This is a genomic window from Marinobacter sp. SS8-8, from assembly GCF_030540945.1.
Taxonomy (GTDB): Bacteria; Pseudomonadota; Gammaproteobacteria; order Pseudomonadales; family Oleiphilaceae; genus Marinobacter.
This window is the reverse complement of record NZ_JASSVN010000007.1, coordinates 126,412-144,526: the sequence shown is the minus strand read 5'-3', so window position 1 is coordinate 144,526 and position 18,115 is coordinate 126,412. Positions and strand designations below refer to the sequence as shown.

General features: G+C 55.8%; 19 protein-coding genes. 10 read left to right on the top strand and 9 right to left on the bottom strand.

What is annotated here, in order from left to right; genetic code table 11:
- Nucleotides 1–8: 8 nt before the first annotated feature.
- The 3 genes from QPL96_RS09630 to QPL96_RS09620 all read right to left on the bottom strand — a co-directional run bounded on the left by QPL96_RS09630 (nt 9) and on the right by QPL96_RS09620 (nt 1,393).
- The gene (locus QPL96_RS09630; RefSeq protein WP_303287172.1) at nt 9–521 is read right to left on the bottom strand and encodes a DUF411 domain-containing protein; all 513 of its coding nucleotides are present in this window, start codon (nt 519–521) and stop codon (nt 9–11) included.
- A gap of 100 nt (nt 522–621) precedes the next feature.
- Entirely contained in the window at nt 622–891 is a 270-nt protein-coding gene (locus QPL96_RS09625) for a hypothetical protein (protein WP_303287171.1), read from the bottom strand.
- A 109-nt stretch (nt 892–1,000) separates the two neighbouring features.
- Nucleotides 1,001–1,393: a hypothetical protein gene (locus QPL96_RS09620; protein ID WP_303287170.1), complete on the bottom strand. Its 393-nt coding sequence runs from the start codon at nt 1,391–1,393 to the stop codon at nt 1,001–1,003.
- 226 nt (nt 1,394–1,619) lie between these two features.
- Between QPL96_RS09620 and QPL96_RS09615 the strand changes: the two genes are divergently transcribed.
- The 5 genes from QPL96_RS09615 to QPL96_RS09595 all read left to right on the top strand — a co-directional run bounded on the left by QPL96_RS09615 (nt 1,620) and on the right by QPL96_RS09595 (nt 6,689).
- Nucleotides 1,620–2,021, top strand: coding sequence for a MerR family transcriptional regulator (locus QPL96_RS09615; RefSeq protein ID WP_303287169.1), 402 nt, complete (start codon nt 1,620–1,622; stop codon nt 2,019–2,021).
- 76 nt (nt 2,022–2,097) lie between these two features.
- The gene (locus tag QPL96_RS09610; RefSeq protein WP_303287168.1) at nt 2,098–4,584 is read left to right on the top strand and encodes a heavy metal translocating P-type ATPase; all 2,487 of its coding nucleotides are present in this window, start codon (nt 2,098–2,100) and stop codon (nt 4,582–4,584) included.
- A 62-nt stretch (nt 4,585–4,646) separates the two neighbouring features.
- Complete coding sequence (locus QPL96_RS09605) at nt 4,647–4,889, top strand: hypothetical protein (protein WP_303287167.1); 243 nt, start codon at nt 4,647–4,649, stop codon at nt 4,887–4,889.
- Complete coding sequence (locus QPL96_RS09600) at nt 4,889–6,079, top strand: protein-disulfide reductase DsbD (RefSeq protein WP_303287166.1); 1,191 nt, start codon at nt 4,889–4,891, stop codon at nt 6,077–6,079. The genes QPL96_RS09605 and QPL96_RS09600 overlap by 1 nt, the downstream gene beginning before the upstream one ends.
- 16 nt (nt 6,080–6,095) lie before the next feature.
- Nucleotides 6,096–6,689 (top strand): protein-disulfide reductase DsbD domain-containing protein, encoded by a 594-nt coding sequence (locus QPL96_RS09595; protein ID WP_303287165.1) that lies wholly within the window; start codon nt 6,096–6,098, stop codon nt 6,687–6,689.
- Nucleotides 6,690–6,875: 186 nt separating this feature from the next.
- Here the strand turns inward: QPL96_RS09595 and cadR are convergent, their stop codons facing one another.
- Nucleotides 6,876–7,301, bottom strand: coding sequence for a Cd(II)/Pb(II)-responsive transcriptional regulator (gene cadR / locus QPL96_RS09590; protein ID WP_303287164.1), 426 nt, complete (start codon nt 7,299–7,301; stop codon nt 6,876–6,878).
- 97 nt (nt 7,302–7,398) lie between these two features.
- Between cadR and QPL96_RS09585 the strand changes: the two genes are divergently transcribed.
- The 3 genes from QPL96_RS09585 (at nt 7,399) to QPL96_RS09575 (ending at nt 9,670) form a co-directional block, all read left to right on the top strand.
- Complete coding sequence (locus QPL96_RS09585) at nt 7,399–8,295, top strand: cation transporter (RefSeq protein ID WP_303287163.1); 897 nt, start codon at nt 7,399–7,401, stop codon at nt 8,293–8,295.
- A 291-nt stretch (nt 8,296–8,586) separates the two neighbouring features.
- The gene (locus QPL96_RS09580; RefSeq protein WP_303287202.1) at nt 8,587–8,907 is read left to right on the top strand and encodes a hypothetical protein; all 321 of its coding nucleotides are present in this window, start codon (nt 8,587–8,589) and stop codon (nt 8,905–8,907) included.
- A 37-nt stretch (nt 8,908–8,944) separates the two neighbouring features.
- Nucleotides 8,945–9,670, top strand: coding sequence for a bifunctional 2-polyprenyl-6-hydroxyphenol methylase/3-demethylubiquinol 3-O-methyltransferase UbiG (locus QPL96_RS09575; RefSeq protein ID WP_303287162.1), 726 nt, complete (start codon nt 8,945–8,947; stop codon nt 9,668–9,670).
- Nucleotides 9,671–9,822: 152 nt separating this feature from the next.
- Here QPL96_RS09575 and QPL96_RS09570 read toward each other — a convergent pair whose 3' ends face one another.
- Nucleotides 9,823–10,341: a DsrE family protein gene (locus QPL96_RS09570; RefSeq protein WP_303287161.1), complete on the bottom strand. Its 519-nt coding sequence runs from the start codon at nt 10,339–10,341 to the stop codon at nt 9,823–9,825.
- Between the two features lie 147 nt (nt 10,342–10,488).
- Between QPL96_RS09570 and QPL96_RS19465 the strand changes: the two genes are divergently transcribed.
- Together QPL96_RS19465 and QPL96_RS09565 are read left to right on the top strand one after the other, a co-directional pair.
- On the top strand, nt 10,489–10,965 hold the full coding sequence (locus QPL96_RS19465) for an RES family NAD+ phosphorylase (protein ID WP_368388912.1): 477 nt from the start codon (nt 10,489–10,491) through the stop codon (nt 10,963–10,965).
- 82 nt (nt 10,966–11,047) lie between these two features.
- Entirely contained in the window at nt 11,048–11,503 is a 456-nt protein-coding gene (locus QPL96_RS09565) for a GatB/YqeY domain-containing protein (protein ID WP_303287160.1), read from the top strand.
- Between the two features lie 77 nt (nt 11,504–11,580).
- Here the strand turns inward: QPL96_RS09565 and QPL96_RS09560 are convergent, their stop codons facing one another.
- The 4 genes from QPL96_RS09560 to QPL96_RS09545 all read right to left on the bottom strand — a co-directional run bounded on the left by QPL96_RS09560 (nt 11,581) and on the right by QPL96_RS09545 (nt 18,009).
- Nucleotides 11,581–14,364 (bottom strand): aminotransferase class I/II-fold pyridoxal phosphate-dependent enzyme, encoded by a 2,784-nt coding sequence (locus tag QPL96_RS09560; protein ID WP_303287159.1) that lies wholly within the window; start codon nt 14,362–14,364, stop codon nt 11,581–11,583.
- Nucleotides 14,365–14,370: 6 nt separating this feature from the next.
- Nucleotides 14,371–15,381: a C45 family peptidase gene (locus tag QPL96_RS09555; RefSeq protein WP_303287158.1), complete on the bottom strand. Its 1,011-nt coding sequence runs from the start codon at nt 15,379–15,381 to the stop codon at nt 14,371–14,373.
- A gap of 68 nt (nt 15,382–15,449) precedes the next feature.
- A complete protein-coding gene (locus QPL96_RS09550) occupies nt 15,450–16,916 on the bottom strand; it encodes a biotin carboxylase (RefSeq protein ID WP_303287157.1) in 1,467 nt (488 codons plus the stop codon).
- A gap of 223 nt (nt 16,917–17,139) precedes the next feature.
- Nucleotides 17,140–18,009, bottom strand: a complete 870-nt coding sequence (locus QPL96_RS09545; protein WP_303287156.1) for a carbon-nitrogen hydrolase family protein — start codon at nt 18,007–18,009, stop codon at nt 17,140–17,142.
- Nucleotides 18,010–18,115: the final 106 nt, after the last annotated feature.

Below are 18,115 nucleotides of genomic sequence, written 5' to 3'. Positions count from 1 at the left end.
GACCAGCCTCAATAATCTTTGTGTTCTCGGAACACACTTTGCTGGCCGTTGGCACTGAAGGCGATGACCTGGTAATCCTCCTTCTTGCCGGTTTCCATACCGGGGCTGCCCTGGACCATGCCGGGCACTGAAAGCCCTGCTGTATTGAACTGGGGATTTTCCAGGTAAGCGACTATGTCATCTGCCGGCACATGCCCCTCAATCACCAGGTCACCAATCAACGCGGTGTGGCAGGAGGCCATTTCACGCTGCACGCCATATTGCTGTTTGATTTCGTTAATGTTGTTGGTTTCTACAATGGTGGTTTCAAAGCCGTTGGCGTCCAGGTGTTCAACCCAGGACTGGCAGCAACTGCAACTGGGGCTCTTATAGACTGTGATGGCCGGACCAGATGTGCCAGCGGCGGCCATAGAGGTCGATGACTCGGTGGGTTCATTGACTTGCATCGTCAGCGTGGCGGCACCGGCGGCGAGAACGATGGCGGCCACACCTGTATACAGAGCAAGTTTTTTGGTCTTCATGGTAAATCCTCGATTTGATTGGGTCATGGGCAGCGCGTTGCCCGGGGTCGCCTTGGCTTCCCCGGGCAACGACTGTCGGTTCGGGCAACGCCCCGAACCCTTAGCTGGCTTCGGCGTCTTTACCCTTCTTGCCGCCGTCCATGTGGCTACTGTCGTGGCTCTGCATCATTTTCATGCAGGCATCGGTCATGGCTTTACGATCTTCCGGAGACATGTCAGACATCATCTCCATCATGCCGCCCATTCCCTGCATGCCTTGCGAGGACATCATGCCTTTGCCTTCACCCTCATGGGCAAATACAGAGAAGGTGCCAATGGTGCCGGCCAGAAAAATCGTTGTGATAGCGAGCTTGATTTTTGAATTGCGCATTTGATTCACTCCAGTTAAAGATCCGTGATGAATGAAAGCACGGAGCTTTTTGCAAGATCGTTGTAAGAAATAACGTCAATGACTTTGCCGCAATGGGCAAAAATCCGGGTTACAACTCAGGAGCAATGTTCTGTGGAGGGGGCGTAATAGACGCCAGGAACGGGTCCTGGTAGAGGGCCGCGCGGGCGGTCAATACCGGCTGGGAGCCAATATCGGTTAAATCCAGGGAGTTTCCCGGTAAGAGAACGAAGCTGACCCCGCATTTGCTCAGCCCACTGGCGCTCAGGCAGACCTTATCAGAGGCCGAGACACAACTAGTTTCAGTTTCCCCGTCTGATGAGGAACTGGCGCTTTCCGCCTGGGCCATCATCGTGGAACCACAATCTGCCATCCCAATACCCGCCTTGCTGTCCGTTATTTTGGACATGGCCAACGCCGGCCCGCTTATCACCAGAAGCAGCGATAGCAGCGCGGAAATGAATTGGCGGGTCGTTGCGGTCATCCTGATTCCAGGCACCAAGTTGTGAAGGCTTGAGGCTGTGACACACAGCCCATCTTTGAGTTCACCAAATCCTAGCAGTTTTTTATTTCAATGACACTACGATCACAGTATCCGAAGTGGCGAGGGAAATTAATTCCGGCGTTCCTGATAAAACGCTTGACCTTAAAGTTCACTTCAAGGTTATAGTTGCGAACCAATTATTGGTGATTCAGTCTGAGGTGAGTGAATGCAAACGTTCAATATCGGCGAACTCTCTGCCCAAAGCGGTGTGGCCAGTCATGCGATTCGCTTTTACGAGCGGGAAAATCTCATGCCCGAGCCTGCGCGAACTCAATCCAATTATCGCCGTTACCCCGAGGATGCGATTGCCAGACTGCAATTTATTGTTAACGCCAAGCAATGGGGCTTCACTCTTGACGAGATTCGTGAACTCCTGATGCTTCAGGATGCCAATGGTGACCGTGCAGAGGCCAAACGCATCGCGAGAGAGCAACTGGAAAAGATCCGGCACCAGATCCAGAGCCTTTCCCGTATCGAGGCGGTTCTGGCGAAAACCCTGGAAGAATGCTCGGGGGAAGGCACGATGGAGGGTTGCCCGATTGTTGAAGCCATCGCCGGAAAGGGATGACGTGGCTGTTTGTTGGCGGGAAAAATTGTTTAATTTGAAAGGCGCTGCATCGGCAGCGTGGAGGAGCAGGATCGGGATGCAAAAAATAGAAATTGGTGTTGAAGGAATGTCCTGCGCGTCGTGCGTCGGGCGGATTGAAAAGGCTCTGGTGGATGAGAGTGGTGTTTCGGCAGCCCAGGTGAACCTGGCGACCGGTAGGGCCACCGTGGAGTTCGATCAGCCCGCCACTCCGGCTGCCCTGGTCAACTCAATTAAGAATGCGGGTTATCAGCCACGGGTGCAGTCCGTGGAAATTCCCGTTACCGGCATGACCTGCGGCTCCTGCGTGTCGCGAGTAGAGCGGGCATTGAACAAGCAGCCCAGTATGATCAAGGCCAGTGTCAACCTGACCACCCAGAAAGCTTTTGTGGAGTTCCTGTCCGACGCCCTGTCGCTGCCGCGAATCCATCAGGCCATCCGGGACGCCGGTTATGAACCCCAGGAGCCGGATACCAGCACTCACGCCGAAGAGCAGGACAAGGAGGGCATTGACCTTCGCCGGAAAGTGATCTTTGCTGCAGCATTGACCATCCCGGTGGTTTTGATTGCCATGGGCAAAATGATTCCTGCTCTTGAGGCGCTATACGCCAGCGTCTTGTCCCATCGTGGCTGGATGGCTATTGAATGGCTCCTGACCACGCCGGTTCTGTTCTATGCCGGGTCGCGGTTCTTCCGGTCCGGCTACGCTGAGCTGCGCCATGCCAACCCCGGCATGAACAGCCTGGTCATGATCGGCTCCAGTGCCGCCTATTTCTATTCCGTTGCAGCATTACTGGTGCCCGGATTTTTCCCCGCCGGCACCGCCGAGAGTTATTTCGAGGCGGCGGCGGTGATCGTGACGCTCATTTTGCTGGGGCGCTACTTCGAGCACATCGCCAAAGGGCGGACATCAGAGGCCATCAAAAAGCTGCTGCAGCTGCAGGCCAAGACCGCCCGGGTCATTCGGGACGGGGAAGTCGTCGAGGTTCCGATTGAAGCGGTAGTGCCTGGTGACCGTATCCAGGTCCGCCCGGGCGAACGCGTTCCTGTTGATGGCGTGGTGGAAGAGGGCCAGTCCTACGTGGACGAGTCCATGATCAGCGGCGAGCCGGTGCCGGTCGCCAAGCAGAAAGACGCCGAACTGGTGGGTGGAACCATCAACAAGAATGGTTCACTGACGTTCCGGGCTACCCGGGTGGGTGCGGACACCGTTCTTGCGCAGATCATCAGTATGGTGGAATCGGCGCAAGCCGATAAACCTCCAATTCAGGAGCTGGCTGACAGGATCGCCGGGGTTTTCGTACCTGTTGTGATCGTGCTTGCAATCCTGACGTTTATCACCTGGTTCAGCTTCGGGCCCGCCCCGGCACTGTCCTTTGCCTTCGTGACAACGGTCAGCGTGCTGCTGATCGCCTGCCCCTGCGCGATGGGGCTGGCCACGCCGACGGCCATTATGGTCGGAACCGGCAAGGGCGCCGAAATGGGCGTGCTGTTCCGCAAAGGGGCGGCCCTGGAGACGCTGGCTCGGATGGACACCATCGTCCTCGACAAGACCGGTACCCTGACCCGGGGCCGGCCCGAGCTGACGGATTTCATTCTGGTGGAAGGTCGCGAGGATGAGGTGTTGGCCTGGGTCGCGGCTGTGGAAACCGAGAGCGAACATCCCATTGGGGAAGCCATTGTCAAGGACGCCAGGGATCGGGGGCTCAGGTTGCCAGCGGTCAGTGATTTCCAGGCAGAGCCGGGCTATGGGGTCCAGGCACAGGTCGCCGGGCACCGGATAAACGTCGGCGCGGACCGTTATATGCGCCGCCTCGGTATCGATTTGGCCAGCGTGGCCGACAGCGCGGTGTCACTGGCTGAAAAAGCAAAATCCCCGCTGTATGTTGCCGTCGACGGCCGTCTCGCCGCGCTGATTGCAGTGGCCGACCCGCTCAAGGACGGCTCGGTGGAAGCGGTTGCTGCGCTTAAGGCCACAGGGCTGAGTGTGGCCATGCTCACCGGTGATAATCGCGCCACCGCCGAGGCCATTGCCCGGCAGGCGGGTATTGAACGGGTGCTTGCGGAGGTATTGCCGGACCAGAAAGCGGCAGAGGTAAAGCGTCTGCAGGAAGACGGTGCGCGGGTCGCTTTCGTGGGTGACGGCATCAATGACGCACCGGCATTGGCCCAGGCCGATGTGGGTATTGCCATTGGCACGGGTACTGACATTGCCATCGAGGCAGGCGACGTGGTTCTGATGCGCGGCGACCTTCGGGGAATCGTCGATGCCGCGGCGCTTTCCCGGCGCACCCGCAAAACGATCCTCGGCAATTTTGTCTGGGCCTACGGGTATAACCTGGCGCTTATTCCGGTGGCGGCGGGCGTTCTTTTCCCGTTTACCGGCTACCTGCTTAATCCCATGCTGGCCGCTGGAGCAATGAGCCTTTCCAGCGTATTCGTGGTAACGAACTCCCTCCGGCTTGGTCGGTTCAAATCCGATAGCAGAGACTTTGCGGCAAGCAACGTAAGCGAAAGCGGAGCAGCACTAGCCAGCGTCTCATAATTGCATGACGAATAGCTAAAAATGGGAACCTACTTGTGATGTCATTCTCTCTGGAATACCCCGTGCGGCGCATGACCATGCTCTGCCGTAGGCTTTCGATGACACTCTTTTTGAGTTTGATTGCAACCCTGGTAACTGCGGCACCGACGATGGATCCGGAAACCGAGGCGCTCGAACGACACAGCCAGTGGATGGTCGAATTGGGTTTCAGTGGAACACCAGGGCTACTGTTCAAGAACACGAGCGGCCAATGGCGAGGCCAGACTGGTGTGCCGACCCAAGAAGCGCTGGGGATCGTTGACTGATGGATCAGCTTCCTTATTTACTCATCGCCGGCCAGATCCTGATGGCGGTTGTGGCAGGTTTGCTGCTCAACCTGACGCCCTGTGTTCTGCCCGCGATTCCCATCAAGGTCCGGACCATCCTGCGCGAGGCGGGCAGCCAGCGTTCACACCGTGTGCTGGCTGCACTGGCGTTCACGGTCGGAACACTGACCTTTTTCCTGACGCTGGGCGGCCTGACCGCGCTGCTGCAGTGGAATTGGGGCACCTTGTTCCAGTCAACGGTGTTCGTGGCTGTCCTGGTTGCGTTGATGGTCGGGTTTGCGGTGGTCACCTGGCTGGACCTGCCCATTCCGGTTCCGGCGTTTGCCGCCTCGGCCCATGGTCGGCGTTACGTTGAAGCATTCGTCTCAGGGCTGATGAGCGCCATTTTGGCCGCACCCTGTGCCGGGCCTTTCCTGGGCGGAGTTCTGGCTTTTGCCGTTACCCAGCCCGCGCCGGTGATCATGGGGATATTCGGTAGTATCGGGCTGGGGCTGTCCCTGCCCTACGCTGTGTTGATGCTCAAGCCCGAGTGGCTGCGGCGATTGCCCAAGGCGGGCCCCTGGACGGTGGCCATTCGTGAAGTGCTCGCACTGGTGTTGCTGGCCGCAGCCGTCTTTTTCAGCGCGAGCCTGGTCCCTAAAGCGGTTTACCCGTGGCTGTGGTGGGCCTGGCTGGCACTGGTCCTGTTCTGGGGTATCCGGCGATTCATTCAGGGGAACAGTGCGGTGCGTGTCATTGCTGCAACGACGGCAGGCCTTGCGCTTACAGCGGTGCTGGCATTCGCATCTCCCGCGGAGAACGGTGAGGGAGGGCTTGTCTGGCAACACTATTCACCGGAGCTTCTGACGGAAACAAGAGCCCGTGGCGCCCCCTATTTGCTGGAGTTCACCGCAGACTGGTGCATTAACTGCAAAGTACTGGAGCGCACCGTGTATGAGGAGCCCGCTGTGGCCGAAGCCGTGCGGCGCGCCAACATGGTGCCGATTCAGGTCGATGTGACAGCAAGTGACCCTGAAAAGGACGCATTGTTAACCGCGACGGGTGGGCAGGCCTTACCGTTCGCAGCGGTTATTGACGGTGACGGCACCGTTATCGCCCGTTTCACGGGGCTCTTTGACACCGATAGCCTGGTCGAGGCGATCAACCGCACCGAAAACTCACAACCTTAGACACTGGAGATGAAGCATGGTGACCCGACCCAAAGCATGGCTGGCTGGCGTAGCGGTTTTACTGATCGTGATCGCAGCCGTATTCATGTTGATCGATACCAACCCCGGAAGTACCATCAGCACTACCCCGACGGCACCAGCCAGCTCTGAAGGCCTGGCACCGGCTGCCCGGACGGGGCTGGCGGATTCTTCCGACAAGGTGCGCCTGAAAGTTGTTGGAGAGAATAAAGCACTGACTGGTGATACCGGGGAAATTGTTGTGTCGCTGGACATTGAGCCGGGCTGGCACGTGAACGCCAATCCGGCATCGATGGAGTTCCTGATTCCCACCGTCGCCAGTTCGTCAGTTAACGGCCAGTCGCTTGAAATTCCGACCCAGTATCCCCGTGGCCGGGTCAGTGACATTACCCTTGGGGATACTGCCCTTGAGGTTTACGATGACGACGCGAGCATTCGGCTGCTGCCCGACGAAAAACAGACAGCCATGTTGAAAGAAGCAGGCAAGCTCGACATGACAGTGCGGGTACAGGCCTGCAGTGACGAAGGCATCTGCCTGGCACCGGCTGACCTGCCCCTTACCCTGGATCTGGACGATACCAACACACAATGACCCTATGAGTTCCTTGCAAAAAGGAATCAAACGGAGAGCCACCGCAATAAATAGAGGCAACTGTAAATAGAGACAACCCTTGTTGTGGCAGCAACCCACACCCGTAGCCCGGGTGCCGGCGGCAACGCTCTATTTCATTCGCCCCCGCCGTTTCGACGGCGGGGGCGGTCCAGAGTCGGTCGGCCCTCAGGGATTTCTGACCTGGGAAGCACCCCGGAATCTGCCCGAGCTGATTCCTGCAAGAACCCCACAAGCCTCAACTTGCCGGTCATCGTTGCAACTTGCTCTCAGTGAAACGAGTTGTTTCTCAAGCGCCTGCAAAGCTGTTATCTGCGAGCGGACATGAGAAATACGCTCATCAAGCAAGGCGTTGACGGCCGTGCAGGGCTGATGAGGGTTGTCCTGATAGCTCTGTAGTTCGTGAATTTCAGCCAGTGACAAGTCCAGGATCCTGCAGCGACGGATGAAAGCCAGCCGCTCACCATGCTTCTCGGTATAGACACGGTAACCGTTCTCCTGCCGATCTGGCGGCGGCAACAAGCCCTGCTGTTCATAGAAGCGGATCGTCTGGGTATCGACCCCTACTGACCGTGCCAACTGTCCAATGCGCATCAGGTTCCTCCTCAACGGGTTCTTTCCGCTTTATTGACCTTATAGTGACTATATGGTTTTAAATCATCACTGAATAGTACTCAAGTGGAGCCGTGTCATGAGCAATACCTGTAAAGACGCCTGCGGCTGCGATGCAACGCCCCCAGCGGACACCGATAGGCGGGACTCCTCCGAAGCATCGGGGAAATGGGTCAGCGTTTATGCCGTGCCGAAGATGGACTGCCCCTCAGAAGAGCGAATGATTCGCCTGGCCCTGAATGGCTTTGATGAGATTCGGGCGCTGTCCTTCGACCTGCCGAACCGCCGGTTGCAGGTCGTGCATGATGAGGGGGCTGATCCTATCACGGCGAAACTGACGACCCTGGGGCTGGGAGCCTCGCTTCAGGAAACCGCCGCTGCTGATCCCGAGGCCATCAAGGCCGCCGAATCCTCCACAGCCTCTGCTGCGAAAGAGTCCGCCACCCTGCGCTGGTTGCTCGGCATCAATGCCGTCCTGTTCGTGGTGGAAATGACTGCCGGCCTGATTGCCCAGTCCACCGGGCTGATTGGTGAGTCCCTCGATAATTTTGCCGATGCGGCAGTCTACGGGCTCGCCCTTTATGCCGTCGGGCATAGCGTGAGAATGCAGGTGCGTGCCGCGCATCTTGCGGGGGTACTCCAGATGATTCTGGCTGTTGGCGTACTCGCGGAGGTGGTGAGACGCTTCGTCTTCGGCAGTGAGCCTGAATCGATGGTGATGATGGTTATTGCATTCGTCGCATTGATTGCCAATACCACTTGTCTGCTGCTGATATACAGGCATCGAGAGGGTGGGGCGCACATGAAGGCAAGCTGGATATTCTCGGCCAATGACGTGGTAATCAACGTGGGCGTCATCACCGCCGGCCTCCTGGTCGCGTGGACCGGATCCAATTATCCGGATCTGATTATCGGCACCATTGCGGGGGTTGTCGTGCTTAACGGTGCCAGGCGCATTCTGGCGCTCAAGGGTTAGGCAACGCCCATGATTGGCAAAAATCTCTCGCCGTATGCCCTGTTGTCCATTTCCGGCCTGCTGGCCGCGTTTGACCAGGGTGGTTTGATGAATGTCTGACAGCCAATGCCGCCGGAGCTATATCGGAAGATGAATGCCGCAGTGAGTTGTCGCAGATCATGGAAGGCAGTTACCTCAACGCCGAAACCAGCGTTTCGAAGCTGGAAACGCTTTACTTCAAGGACACCATAGAGCAAGACGGTTACCATTCGATTTCTGGGTTTGTTTGACACCGTTGCCGGCATTGCCGAAGTGGGCAATCGGGATTTTTTCGCCCACGATGCTGAAACCGGACGCATCAACGTCAACGTGAAACCGGAGCATGTCCAGCGGGCTGTCCAGTTTGTTGCCCGGGATGAGCGCCAACACAACTTTTCGTTAAACAGCCTGCGAAGAGTGGTTGTCGGGCAGTTTATCCCAACAAGAGCCACTGAATGGATGAAATGCATGTGGGATTTATCGCCTCTCACTGGGTATTTGCTTGTCTGGTTCTTTGACTTGGACGATAGTGAGCTCAGCGCGAATGTCTGGTCCTTGCCGCCCGGTATCAACCGAGCCTGGGCGCAGGGGTAAATCGGGGCGTTGAGAGTAGCTTCATTGGAGAGAGATATTGACGACGGCTTTTTCCGGAATCTCCCGGGAATATGATGACCTTTGGCTTTTAACTGATGGCTACCGGGACTGGATGCTGAAGAAGACTCTTGGGCATTTGAAAATGCACACGAATTGCAAGTTCGCGGACCTGGGGGCAGGGACCGGTATGTTTGCGCATCTTCTGAAGCAGGGCGCCCCGCTTGAATCTGATGCCATCTGCGTGGACCCCTCCGAAGCCATGCTCATGAACGCAGTACAATACGGAGGCCTCCAGACATACTGTGAGTCCGCTGAAGCGTTTGTCAAAAGACGGGTACAACTGGACCGGATCCTTATCAAGGAATCGATCCATCACATACGGAATCGTCGGAGTTTCTGGAGGAAAATACGCTCAAGTTTGATGCCCAACGGTCGTGTTTTAATGGTGACCCGGCCCAGTTTGCCCGAGTTCCCCCTTTTTAAGCGGGGGATGGCAGCCTTTTCAGAGAGTCAGCCAGAACTTGACATTCTTCTCGAAGAAATCTCCGCCTCCGGTCTTAACGCTGTGACAAACACAGAAGCATATTACGTCGAAATGCCGAAGGAGCGCTGGTACGCACTGCTTCGGGCCCGGTTTATGTCAAGTCTGGCGGGTTTTACTCCTGGTGAAATTGAACAGGGTATTCTGGAAGTCGATGGCCAGCTTGGCGGAGATCAGATTCGATTCACTGATCGTTTGTTCTTTGTGGTGGTTGAACAGTAAAACCGAAATTGGCCAGGGATGAATTCTCTCCCGACTCCCTCCGAGGTCACAGGATACCGGCACTTTACCGGCCTGGCGCAATGTCTGCGCGCAGACTCCTGGCGGACCTCAATGTGACCTTCATCCTGCAGGGCAACAACCCATTTTTTTGTTTAGGGGATTCGGACAACCGCGTACCCCTGCATCTGATAGCCGATGACCGAGACGAAACCATTATCTACCGGGTCGATCTCCGGAATAATCGTCGCTTCATCTACACCCATCCCTTTCAGAGCATAACGGCAAACTTCCAGTGTCACCCCGTCTTTTTTCATTTGTTTAAGCGTTGCCTGGAATTTCTGTACCTCGACCCGTTCTGCCTCATTAAACGATGCGGTGTCAGTCGAGAGCAGTTTCACCACCGGCCCGTGAAAAACAATGGCAATGTTGGGGTCTTTCGCAAGTGCCTTCACTTCAGGTGCTTCGTAGGAGTTCTTTATTACCAGGAAAACGGGGTTAACGACCTTGGGATCACCTTGGCTTACCTCGTAGACAGCGTCATAGTTTTTAACACCCTTCAGAGCATTGTCGTACCCGGCTGCTCCTGCAGGTGCAGACATCAGGACCATATAAGCGGCCGCAAAGAAGATGCGGGGAATTTGGCGAAATATGCTTCTATAATTGACGATCATGATAAATCTCCGTGAGGGGTAGGAACGTGTTTTTGTTAGCCAACCCATAAAAAGGCTCAAAAATTTGAAATACCTGCTCCAAACTAATACAGGTGCGACATATCATCAATGTATCAGTTTGGAGCAAGATGATTTTGGTTCGTCAAAATGCCGCTTTTCCGAATCGCGCCGGAAAAATTTCTTGAAAACTACACGGGGCTCGGTGGATCTTTTGAAGACGGTGCGAGATGGAACCTTCCTCAGACACCCGTGATGTACTTTGGGCTGACGGCTTCGGTTGCCATGCTTGAGATGGCCAATTACACCGCCAGCCCGAGAAAGGTTCCACCATTCTGCAGACTTGGCCTGCAGGATTTGGATGACGATGCCGCAATCAGCGAGCTGATTGAGAGCGATCTCCCTGAGGACTGGTCTGTATTTCCTTGTCCAGAATCAACCCAGGAAACAGGCAATCAGTGGCTTCAGCCAGATAGTCCTCCAGCAGGTGGCCGGCCTGGCCATTGTTCAGCAGCTCCACCTGCCGGAGCCAGGCCGATACGGGCGTTAAAGGGACTGATTCCAACAGAGTTAACAGGGCGCCGAACCGGAGGAAACCTATGGGTCTCCCTCATTGTCCACGATTGAACCTGCTCCGATTTTCCGTTAAATCTACTCTTTCGCTTCATGCGAAGTCCGTCCCCCTAACCCATAGAACAGGAGCTTGCCAATGTCGGCACCAACACTCAAGGAACAACTGAACAGCGCGGTAAAAGACGCGATGCGGAACAAGGATAAAACCCGGCTTGTCACCCTGCGTATGGCTCAGGCCGCGGTTAAGCAGATCGAGATTGATGAACGCCGTGACCTGGATGACGAGGACGTTCTGAAGGTGCTGGACAAGATGCTCAAGCAGCGCCGCGATGCTGCCAGTCAATACGATGACGCCGGTCGCCAGGAGCTGGGCGACAAGGAACGGGCGGAAATGGTGATTATCGAGGAGTTCATGCCCGCCGCCCTTACCGAGGATGACCTGGATGGCCTGATCCGGCAGGCCATCAGTTCAACCGACGCCCAGGGTATGCAGGACATGGGTCGTGTGATGAGCGAGCTGCGTCCCCAGGTACTTGGGCGGGTTGACATGGGGCATCTGAGCAAGAAGGTGCGGGCCGCGCTGGCGGGTTGATCCTCGTAAATCATCTGGCGGGGCATGCCGCCGTCGATCCATGGATTGCTTTACCTATAGCACGTACATGTGCGGGCCTACCCCCGTGCCTGGTCCGTCGCCTCAAGGGCCGTTTCCGTAAACACTGACAGGCCAAGCTCGGGGCGATAGCCGTGAATCTCGGTGACATCCAGTGCTAACAGGAACTCGAGTATCTCCTCACTGATCACTTGCCCCGGTACCAGCACCGGGAAGCCCGGAGGATAGGGGATTACGAAACTTGAGGATACGACGTCGCGGCCCTGTTCCATGACTTTCTGAAGGTCGTCGTTGTCAAACCTCAGGTATTCGGTGTTCTCCTCAGTGTAGCTCAGGAAGAAGGCCCGCCGGATATCCCCCTCCCGGGAATCCTTTCGGGGTCTGAACGCGTCATGAAAACGGCTGAAATCCGGAAGCGGCGGCAGCTCTTTGGTCAGGGAATGGACATTGCGCTCAATAATCTTGCGCTCAGGGCGGCTGCTGTCGTCCCAGCGCCGATTGAAGCCCTTGGCCAGTTTGACCAGCACATCGAGCAGGTAGGCAATCGAGCCCCGACTGGTTCCGATGTTGGTCATGAACAGCACCGTGTTACGGGAGGTCTTGTTGATCTGGATGCCGTACTGGTTCATCAGGTATTCATTCTTGAAGGTATCCCCGTCAATCCCGGTCTCGCCAATCGCCATGGTGATCCGGCTTGGGTCAACCACGAATTCGTCATGAGCCCAGGCCTCCTCCATTTTATTCCAGCCGGTGACTGGATCGTAGAAGGTTTCTATGCCGGACTGGCGATATTCTGCGGGGATCATGTCCTTGTTAGTCAGGACCCGGAAATATTTCAGCAGAAGTGGATTGGTGTACAGGTGCTCGCGGAGTGATAGTGCTGCCTCCACCTGAGCATGGACCAGCTCAAACCCTTCCATCTCGGCCTGCATCCGCCCGACGTCCATCGATGCCAGAATCTGGTAATTGGGCGATGTCGAGGTGTGGGTCATGTAGGCTTCGTGAAACGCGGCTTCATTTTTCTGCCGGAATTCCTGATCGTAAACATGGATCATGGACCCCTGGCGCAAGGAGGTCAGGGTCTTATGAGTGGAATGGGTGGCGTAGGTCCGCACCCGAACCAGATCGGGGTCTGGCAGCAGAGGATTATCAAGCCAAGTGGCGTCGTCGTCCGGATCAAGCTGGTCGAAGTTCTCTTTCCACCGTGCATATTCCTCACGGTAGGCATCGCTGTAATAGCGATTCCGCAGAGTTTTGGCCGCGTGCATTGCCGTACGCGGACGGTAGGTCGGGTTGAAGGTGGCAAAGGCAAACCAGGCCTCATCCCACAGGAATACCAGGTCCGGTTTTATGGCAAGGCACTCTTCCATAACCCGGCGGACGTTGTAAACGACGCCGTCGAACGTGCAGTTGGTGAGCAGCAGCATCTTGACCTTGTGCAACTGACCATTGCGCTTGAGTTCAATCAGCGCCTTTTTCATTTCTTTCAGTGGGACCGCCCCATACATGGAATAGTCATTCAGGGGATAGGAGTCAAGATAGACCACGTGGGCGCCAGACATGACCATGCCATAGTGATGGGACTTGTGGCAGTCCCGGTCAACCAGCACGATATCACCGGGTTTGATCATCGACTGCACCACAATCTTGTTGGCGGTCGAGGTGCCGTTTGTCACGAAGAAGCTCTGGCGTGAATTAAAAGCCCGCGCGGCATACTCCTGGGCCTTCTTTATCGGGCCGTAGGGCTGTAGAAGGGAGTCCAGGCCCCCGCATGTGGCGGATGTTTCCGCCAGAAAGATGTTGATGCCGTAAAAATCGATCATCTGACCCGCCCAGTGGGAGCGGGTCACCGACTTGCCCCTGGAAATAGGCATGGCATGAAAGACGCCGGTGGGCTTTCGGCTGTACTCTCTCAGCGCATCGAAGAATGGGGTCCGGTAACGGTTATCGACAGCCCTCAGTATGGTGTGATGCTGCTCGATGTAATCCGTCTCCCGGTAAAAGATCCGGTTGAAGTGCCGGATGTCACTGCTGGCGGTCAGCTCTACGTCGCCGCTGGTCACCAGGAACTGATCGATTTCCGGGCGAATCTCACTGATCATCGAACCCAGAAGAAGGCTTCGTTCGGCCTCGGTCCGGGAGTCCAGCTCTACCTCTGACAGCCCCTCCAGATAGTTTCTCAGCACACTCAGGTTGTATTTCGATTTGTGCGGAAATTCATACCGGATCAGGCAGGCCTGAATGTTGGGGTTCACCAGAATGGCAATAAGGGCGTCTTCAAAACTTCTGACGGTAACCACGTCGTAAATGAACTTGTCTTCAGGTCGGCGCAGCCTGTGGAAGGCCTCACGCACCACTCCTTCTTCCTGGCGCGACATGGCGTCAACAATCAGAAGTTCGAAATACGGCTTTGCCGCGCTGTTTGAGGCGGGGTGCCCCCTTCGCAGCTGGTCCAGGGCATCAAGGGCTTCGAGATCTTCAGACTCGGCATCACTGCCACTAAGATCCACGTGACGGCGACGGTAGGATTCGCTGATCAGGGTTCGCACAAGCCGACGCACGACTTTCTCAAGGGAAGCATATTCCCCCGAGCGGAACAGGGACCAGATATACTGGAAATCCTCTCTTGAGGGGAAAGCATGATAATCCTCGATGATTTCCAGCCGGGTCAGTTTAATATCAATCGCTTTGATCAGGTTCCGGACGTCTGCCTGGCCACCGGCTTTCACCAGGATTCCCATATCCCGCTTCAGAGAGTTCCAGGTGTCTGATCTCAGTTGGGAAATCTTGTGATAAAAACCCAGAGCGCTGTAGGATGCGTCGGTTTCGCTTATATCACCCATAATTATTTACCCCTGTTCCATGACATCAGGACGACTGGTGTAAAGGATGTTCACGCTGCCTTCTTCAAAGTGATCAAACGAGAGTTCCATCGAATGGCCGGGCCAGCAGTAGTGCACGCGGCCCTCCAGCGGGTGGTAGACAGCCGTGTAGATTGTGCCCAGGCCACGCCGATAGTCGCTGCGGAACAACGGCGGCGAAAAAAAGGACGAGATCAGGCGCTCCTCTGTGGTTTCCTCATCCTCCAGAAGAATGGCCAACTGGCGCTCTCTGATCAGGGTTTCTGAGGCCAGTGCATGAGCGTACCATTCGATTTTTTTCTGATGATTGGTCGCCATCGGGATACGTTTGATGGACGCTTCCCGGTCAGGGCCGATCATCGCGGTGACATAGTGCCCCCGGGCATCGCTCACGGTTATATTATAAGCCATATGCGTCGGGACCCTGGCCAGAACCCGGGCGGCTTCCTCAGTAGTGCCGCAGAATTCGAGTATGTAGCGCAGAATGATCGGCGCTCCGAACCCATCTCCGACGGTCTTGCGACCCCCAAACGCCAGTGAAATGGCAAGCCCGCCCTCATTCATGCCATCCAGGACTCCCCAGAGACAGTCTGACATGGCAATGACTCGCCGGCCGTTCCAGCAGGTTGAGAGAATGGTGCCCTCGCAGAGTTCCGGCGGATAATCGTAGTTTCTTACCAGAACATTGGTCTGGCCAGTGGCCATAACGGCCTGGGAGCAGCCGGTGATATACGGAGGAGGTCGATACAGGCTAAGCATACGCGATGGCAGGTCCCTGCCTCCGGACAGTTCGCAAAGCCATCGGTAGGTTGGCACAAGTTCTGGCATGTGCTTACTGAGAGCATTGAGGCAGGCCAGATAACTGGGGCGTTCGCGCTCGGTTTCGGACAGATACCATCGTTCAAACGCGGGCCAGTGAAGCTCAAATAGGCTCCGCCATTTTTCGCCGGGAGCCGCCTCATCGACTGCTCTGAAGGTCAGTTGCTTCTGGTGTGTCACAGCAGCCCCCACCTCACTCCGGGAACGAGGGGCGATAACGGCATCAACCGCCCTACCGCTCTCATTGCTCACAGAATCTTGAAATTGCCACCGCCAATGGCGTGATTGACGGCGACGGACTCAACTGTCGGATCCTGCAGGGACTGGCCTTTGAATTGCCCCCGGATACCATCGATCCATGCCTGAGCCCTGGACGTCAGTTGGAAGTCATCATTCATCAGGCGCCCCCTGGTAATCAGAATGCCCAGATCTGCGCCCTCATACCTGAAATCTCCCTTTCCGCTGATTCGCATGAAAAAGGCTTCCTGCTCGCTCTCTGCAGCGTGGGGATGGTAGCTGTAATGGTCGAACTTGATACTGCCGTCGTCAGCCATTCGCCAGACGCCTGACTGGGGGGCTTCGGTTAGCAGGTCGACAGACTCATCCGTGTGCTTGATGACAAGTTGGCTCCAGCTGTCAATACTTTCAGGGTGGGCCCAGCGTTCGTTGAGTTCCTCGATGTTAAGATCGAAATCTTCACCCGAAAACTCCAGCAGATGGAAAAGAAACAGGGGAATGTCGGAATGGGCGAATGCCGCGACGTTGGTAAGGGAGCTGGCACCGGTAACCCGCGGATTGAGTTCACCCAGATAAACTTCGTTCGAATCTGTATCGATCAGGAAGTCCAGTTCAAAATAACCGCGATATCCCTCTTCCCGCAGGGCTTCCCCGTACTTGAAGGTATACTCGCGGGCCTTATCACGTACGTCCTGCGTGAAGGCGCCAGCAAACATTTCATTGCCACACCATCCACCCTTGTACGGTGTTAGCGCCTTGAATCCCACCAGTTCGGTCATCAGCGGCCCCACCACGGTTCCGCAACGCGTCGTGCAGGCCTCGATGGCGGAACCACGGCAGTTGATACGCTTCATGATTTTGACTTCGGGCTCTGCCTCGATTTCTTCGGCGTACTTGTAATATTCGTCCTCGTTGGAGACGAAGTAAGTGGTGTGGCCGGAGTCGCCGAAAGCAGTCTGTATGACCAGGTCGGTGGTACTCAGTGGGGCGCACACCTCCATCAGATCGTCGTAGCTGCCCACTTTGGCCAGCACATTGGGCACACTGGGCACGCCAACCTTGTTGCCAATACGTACGGTCTCGATCTTGTTGTCCATCCGTGAGCGCAGCTTTGCCGGCGGGAAAGCGACCTTCAGCCCGAGCTGTTCGCAGATTTCTTCCGTGCGCTCATCGAACATGAGAAACGCGACGGTGCCCTTGCCACCCCGGGACTGCAGGTAATCAATGACTTCCTTGTGCTCAAGAAGGTAGTTATTGATATCCTCGATGCTTTCAAAGTCGCGAGGGAATTTTTCCTTCGGTACGAAAACGTTCTTCTGTTTGTCGTCGAAGCAGTTGATGTAATTGATGTGACGGAAATTGCCCACCCAGTCCCCGATGCCCAAAAGGTTGAAGTTGGTCGCGGAGATAAAATAAACCGGCTCCTTGTTGTTGTGGAAATAACGACGAATATCGGAAATGCTTTTTAGTGTGCTCATTTCTTTCACCCCTCTTGTGGACCTGTCCTGCCGAGCTTGCGAAGAATTTTTGTGTTCGGCATTGATTGTTGTTTTTGCGGGCACCAGATCCTCTTCTGTTTCCGGTGAAAGCCAGTCGGCGACGCGCTGACGGAACCTATTGATCAGTCCCCGGATCATGTTTTTATTATCCACTGTGCCTCCGTCAGAGCGCCTGCTGCGTTATCAAGAGCCTGCGGCGGCATCAAGATTTGAGCAGATCATCTCTTGTTGGTTTTTCCAGCAACCCAAGGCTGTCAAGAAACGGGGTCGAGCTGTCCGGATGCCGGTATAGACTGAAGTCTACCTCCCGGTCCCGGAAGCTTTTCAGGGGTTGACCGAGGCCCCGAAGACCTCTTTCCCTCTCACGACGAACCCGCTGCATGTCAATCTCGATCGGCACCACTTCATCACCGATACCGGACTGGTGAATAACGTCACCCGAAGGTCCCGCCACAATGGAGCGACCGTTCCCCATGGCTCCGGCCCCGTTGAAATCGAAGAAATAGCACTGGTTGATTGCCGCATTGGTGCGCGCAATTGAGAGCTCGATGTCCCGGTCGATCGTGTCCGTCATGGTGGGGTGCAGGATAACCTCTGCGCCCATGGCAGCCAGCGTACGGGTGGTCTCGGGGAACCACATGTCATAGCAGATGGACACCCCGAACCGGCCTATGCCCGGGACATCAAAAACAACAAACTCGGTGCCGGCTTCCACACCTTTTTCGTAGGGGCGGAACGGAAACATCTTGCGATAGCGGCAGACCACGTGCCCCTGAGGATTTATTACGCTCAGGGTGTTGTAGATCTTATCGTCCAGGCGCTCAAACATGGAACCAGGGATCAACCAGATCCCATGCTGCTCGGCCATTTCGCAGAATCTGTTTTCCTTTTCGCTCGGCAGAGGTTCAGCGTGATGGGTGGAAGAGCCGGTGACTATGAGCTCACTGAACATCACCATTTGCACTTGCGGGAAACGGGCCATCAGCAGATCAATCCGGTGGCGCATGGTTTCGGTATTGTCGCCGTGATGCAGGGCATGCATCTGGACCCCTGCAATCGTGAAATAGGACATTTCATTCCTCTGTAAAACAGTAAATCAGTTGTAGGAGCCTTTTGGGGACTAAAAATAGAAAGGCAGCTAAAATACAAGTTGGATCGATTGACTTCTGCAACCCAGT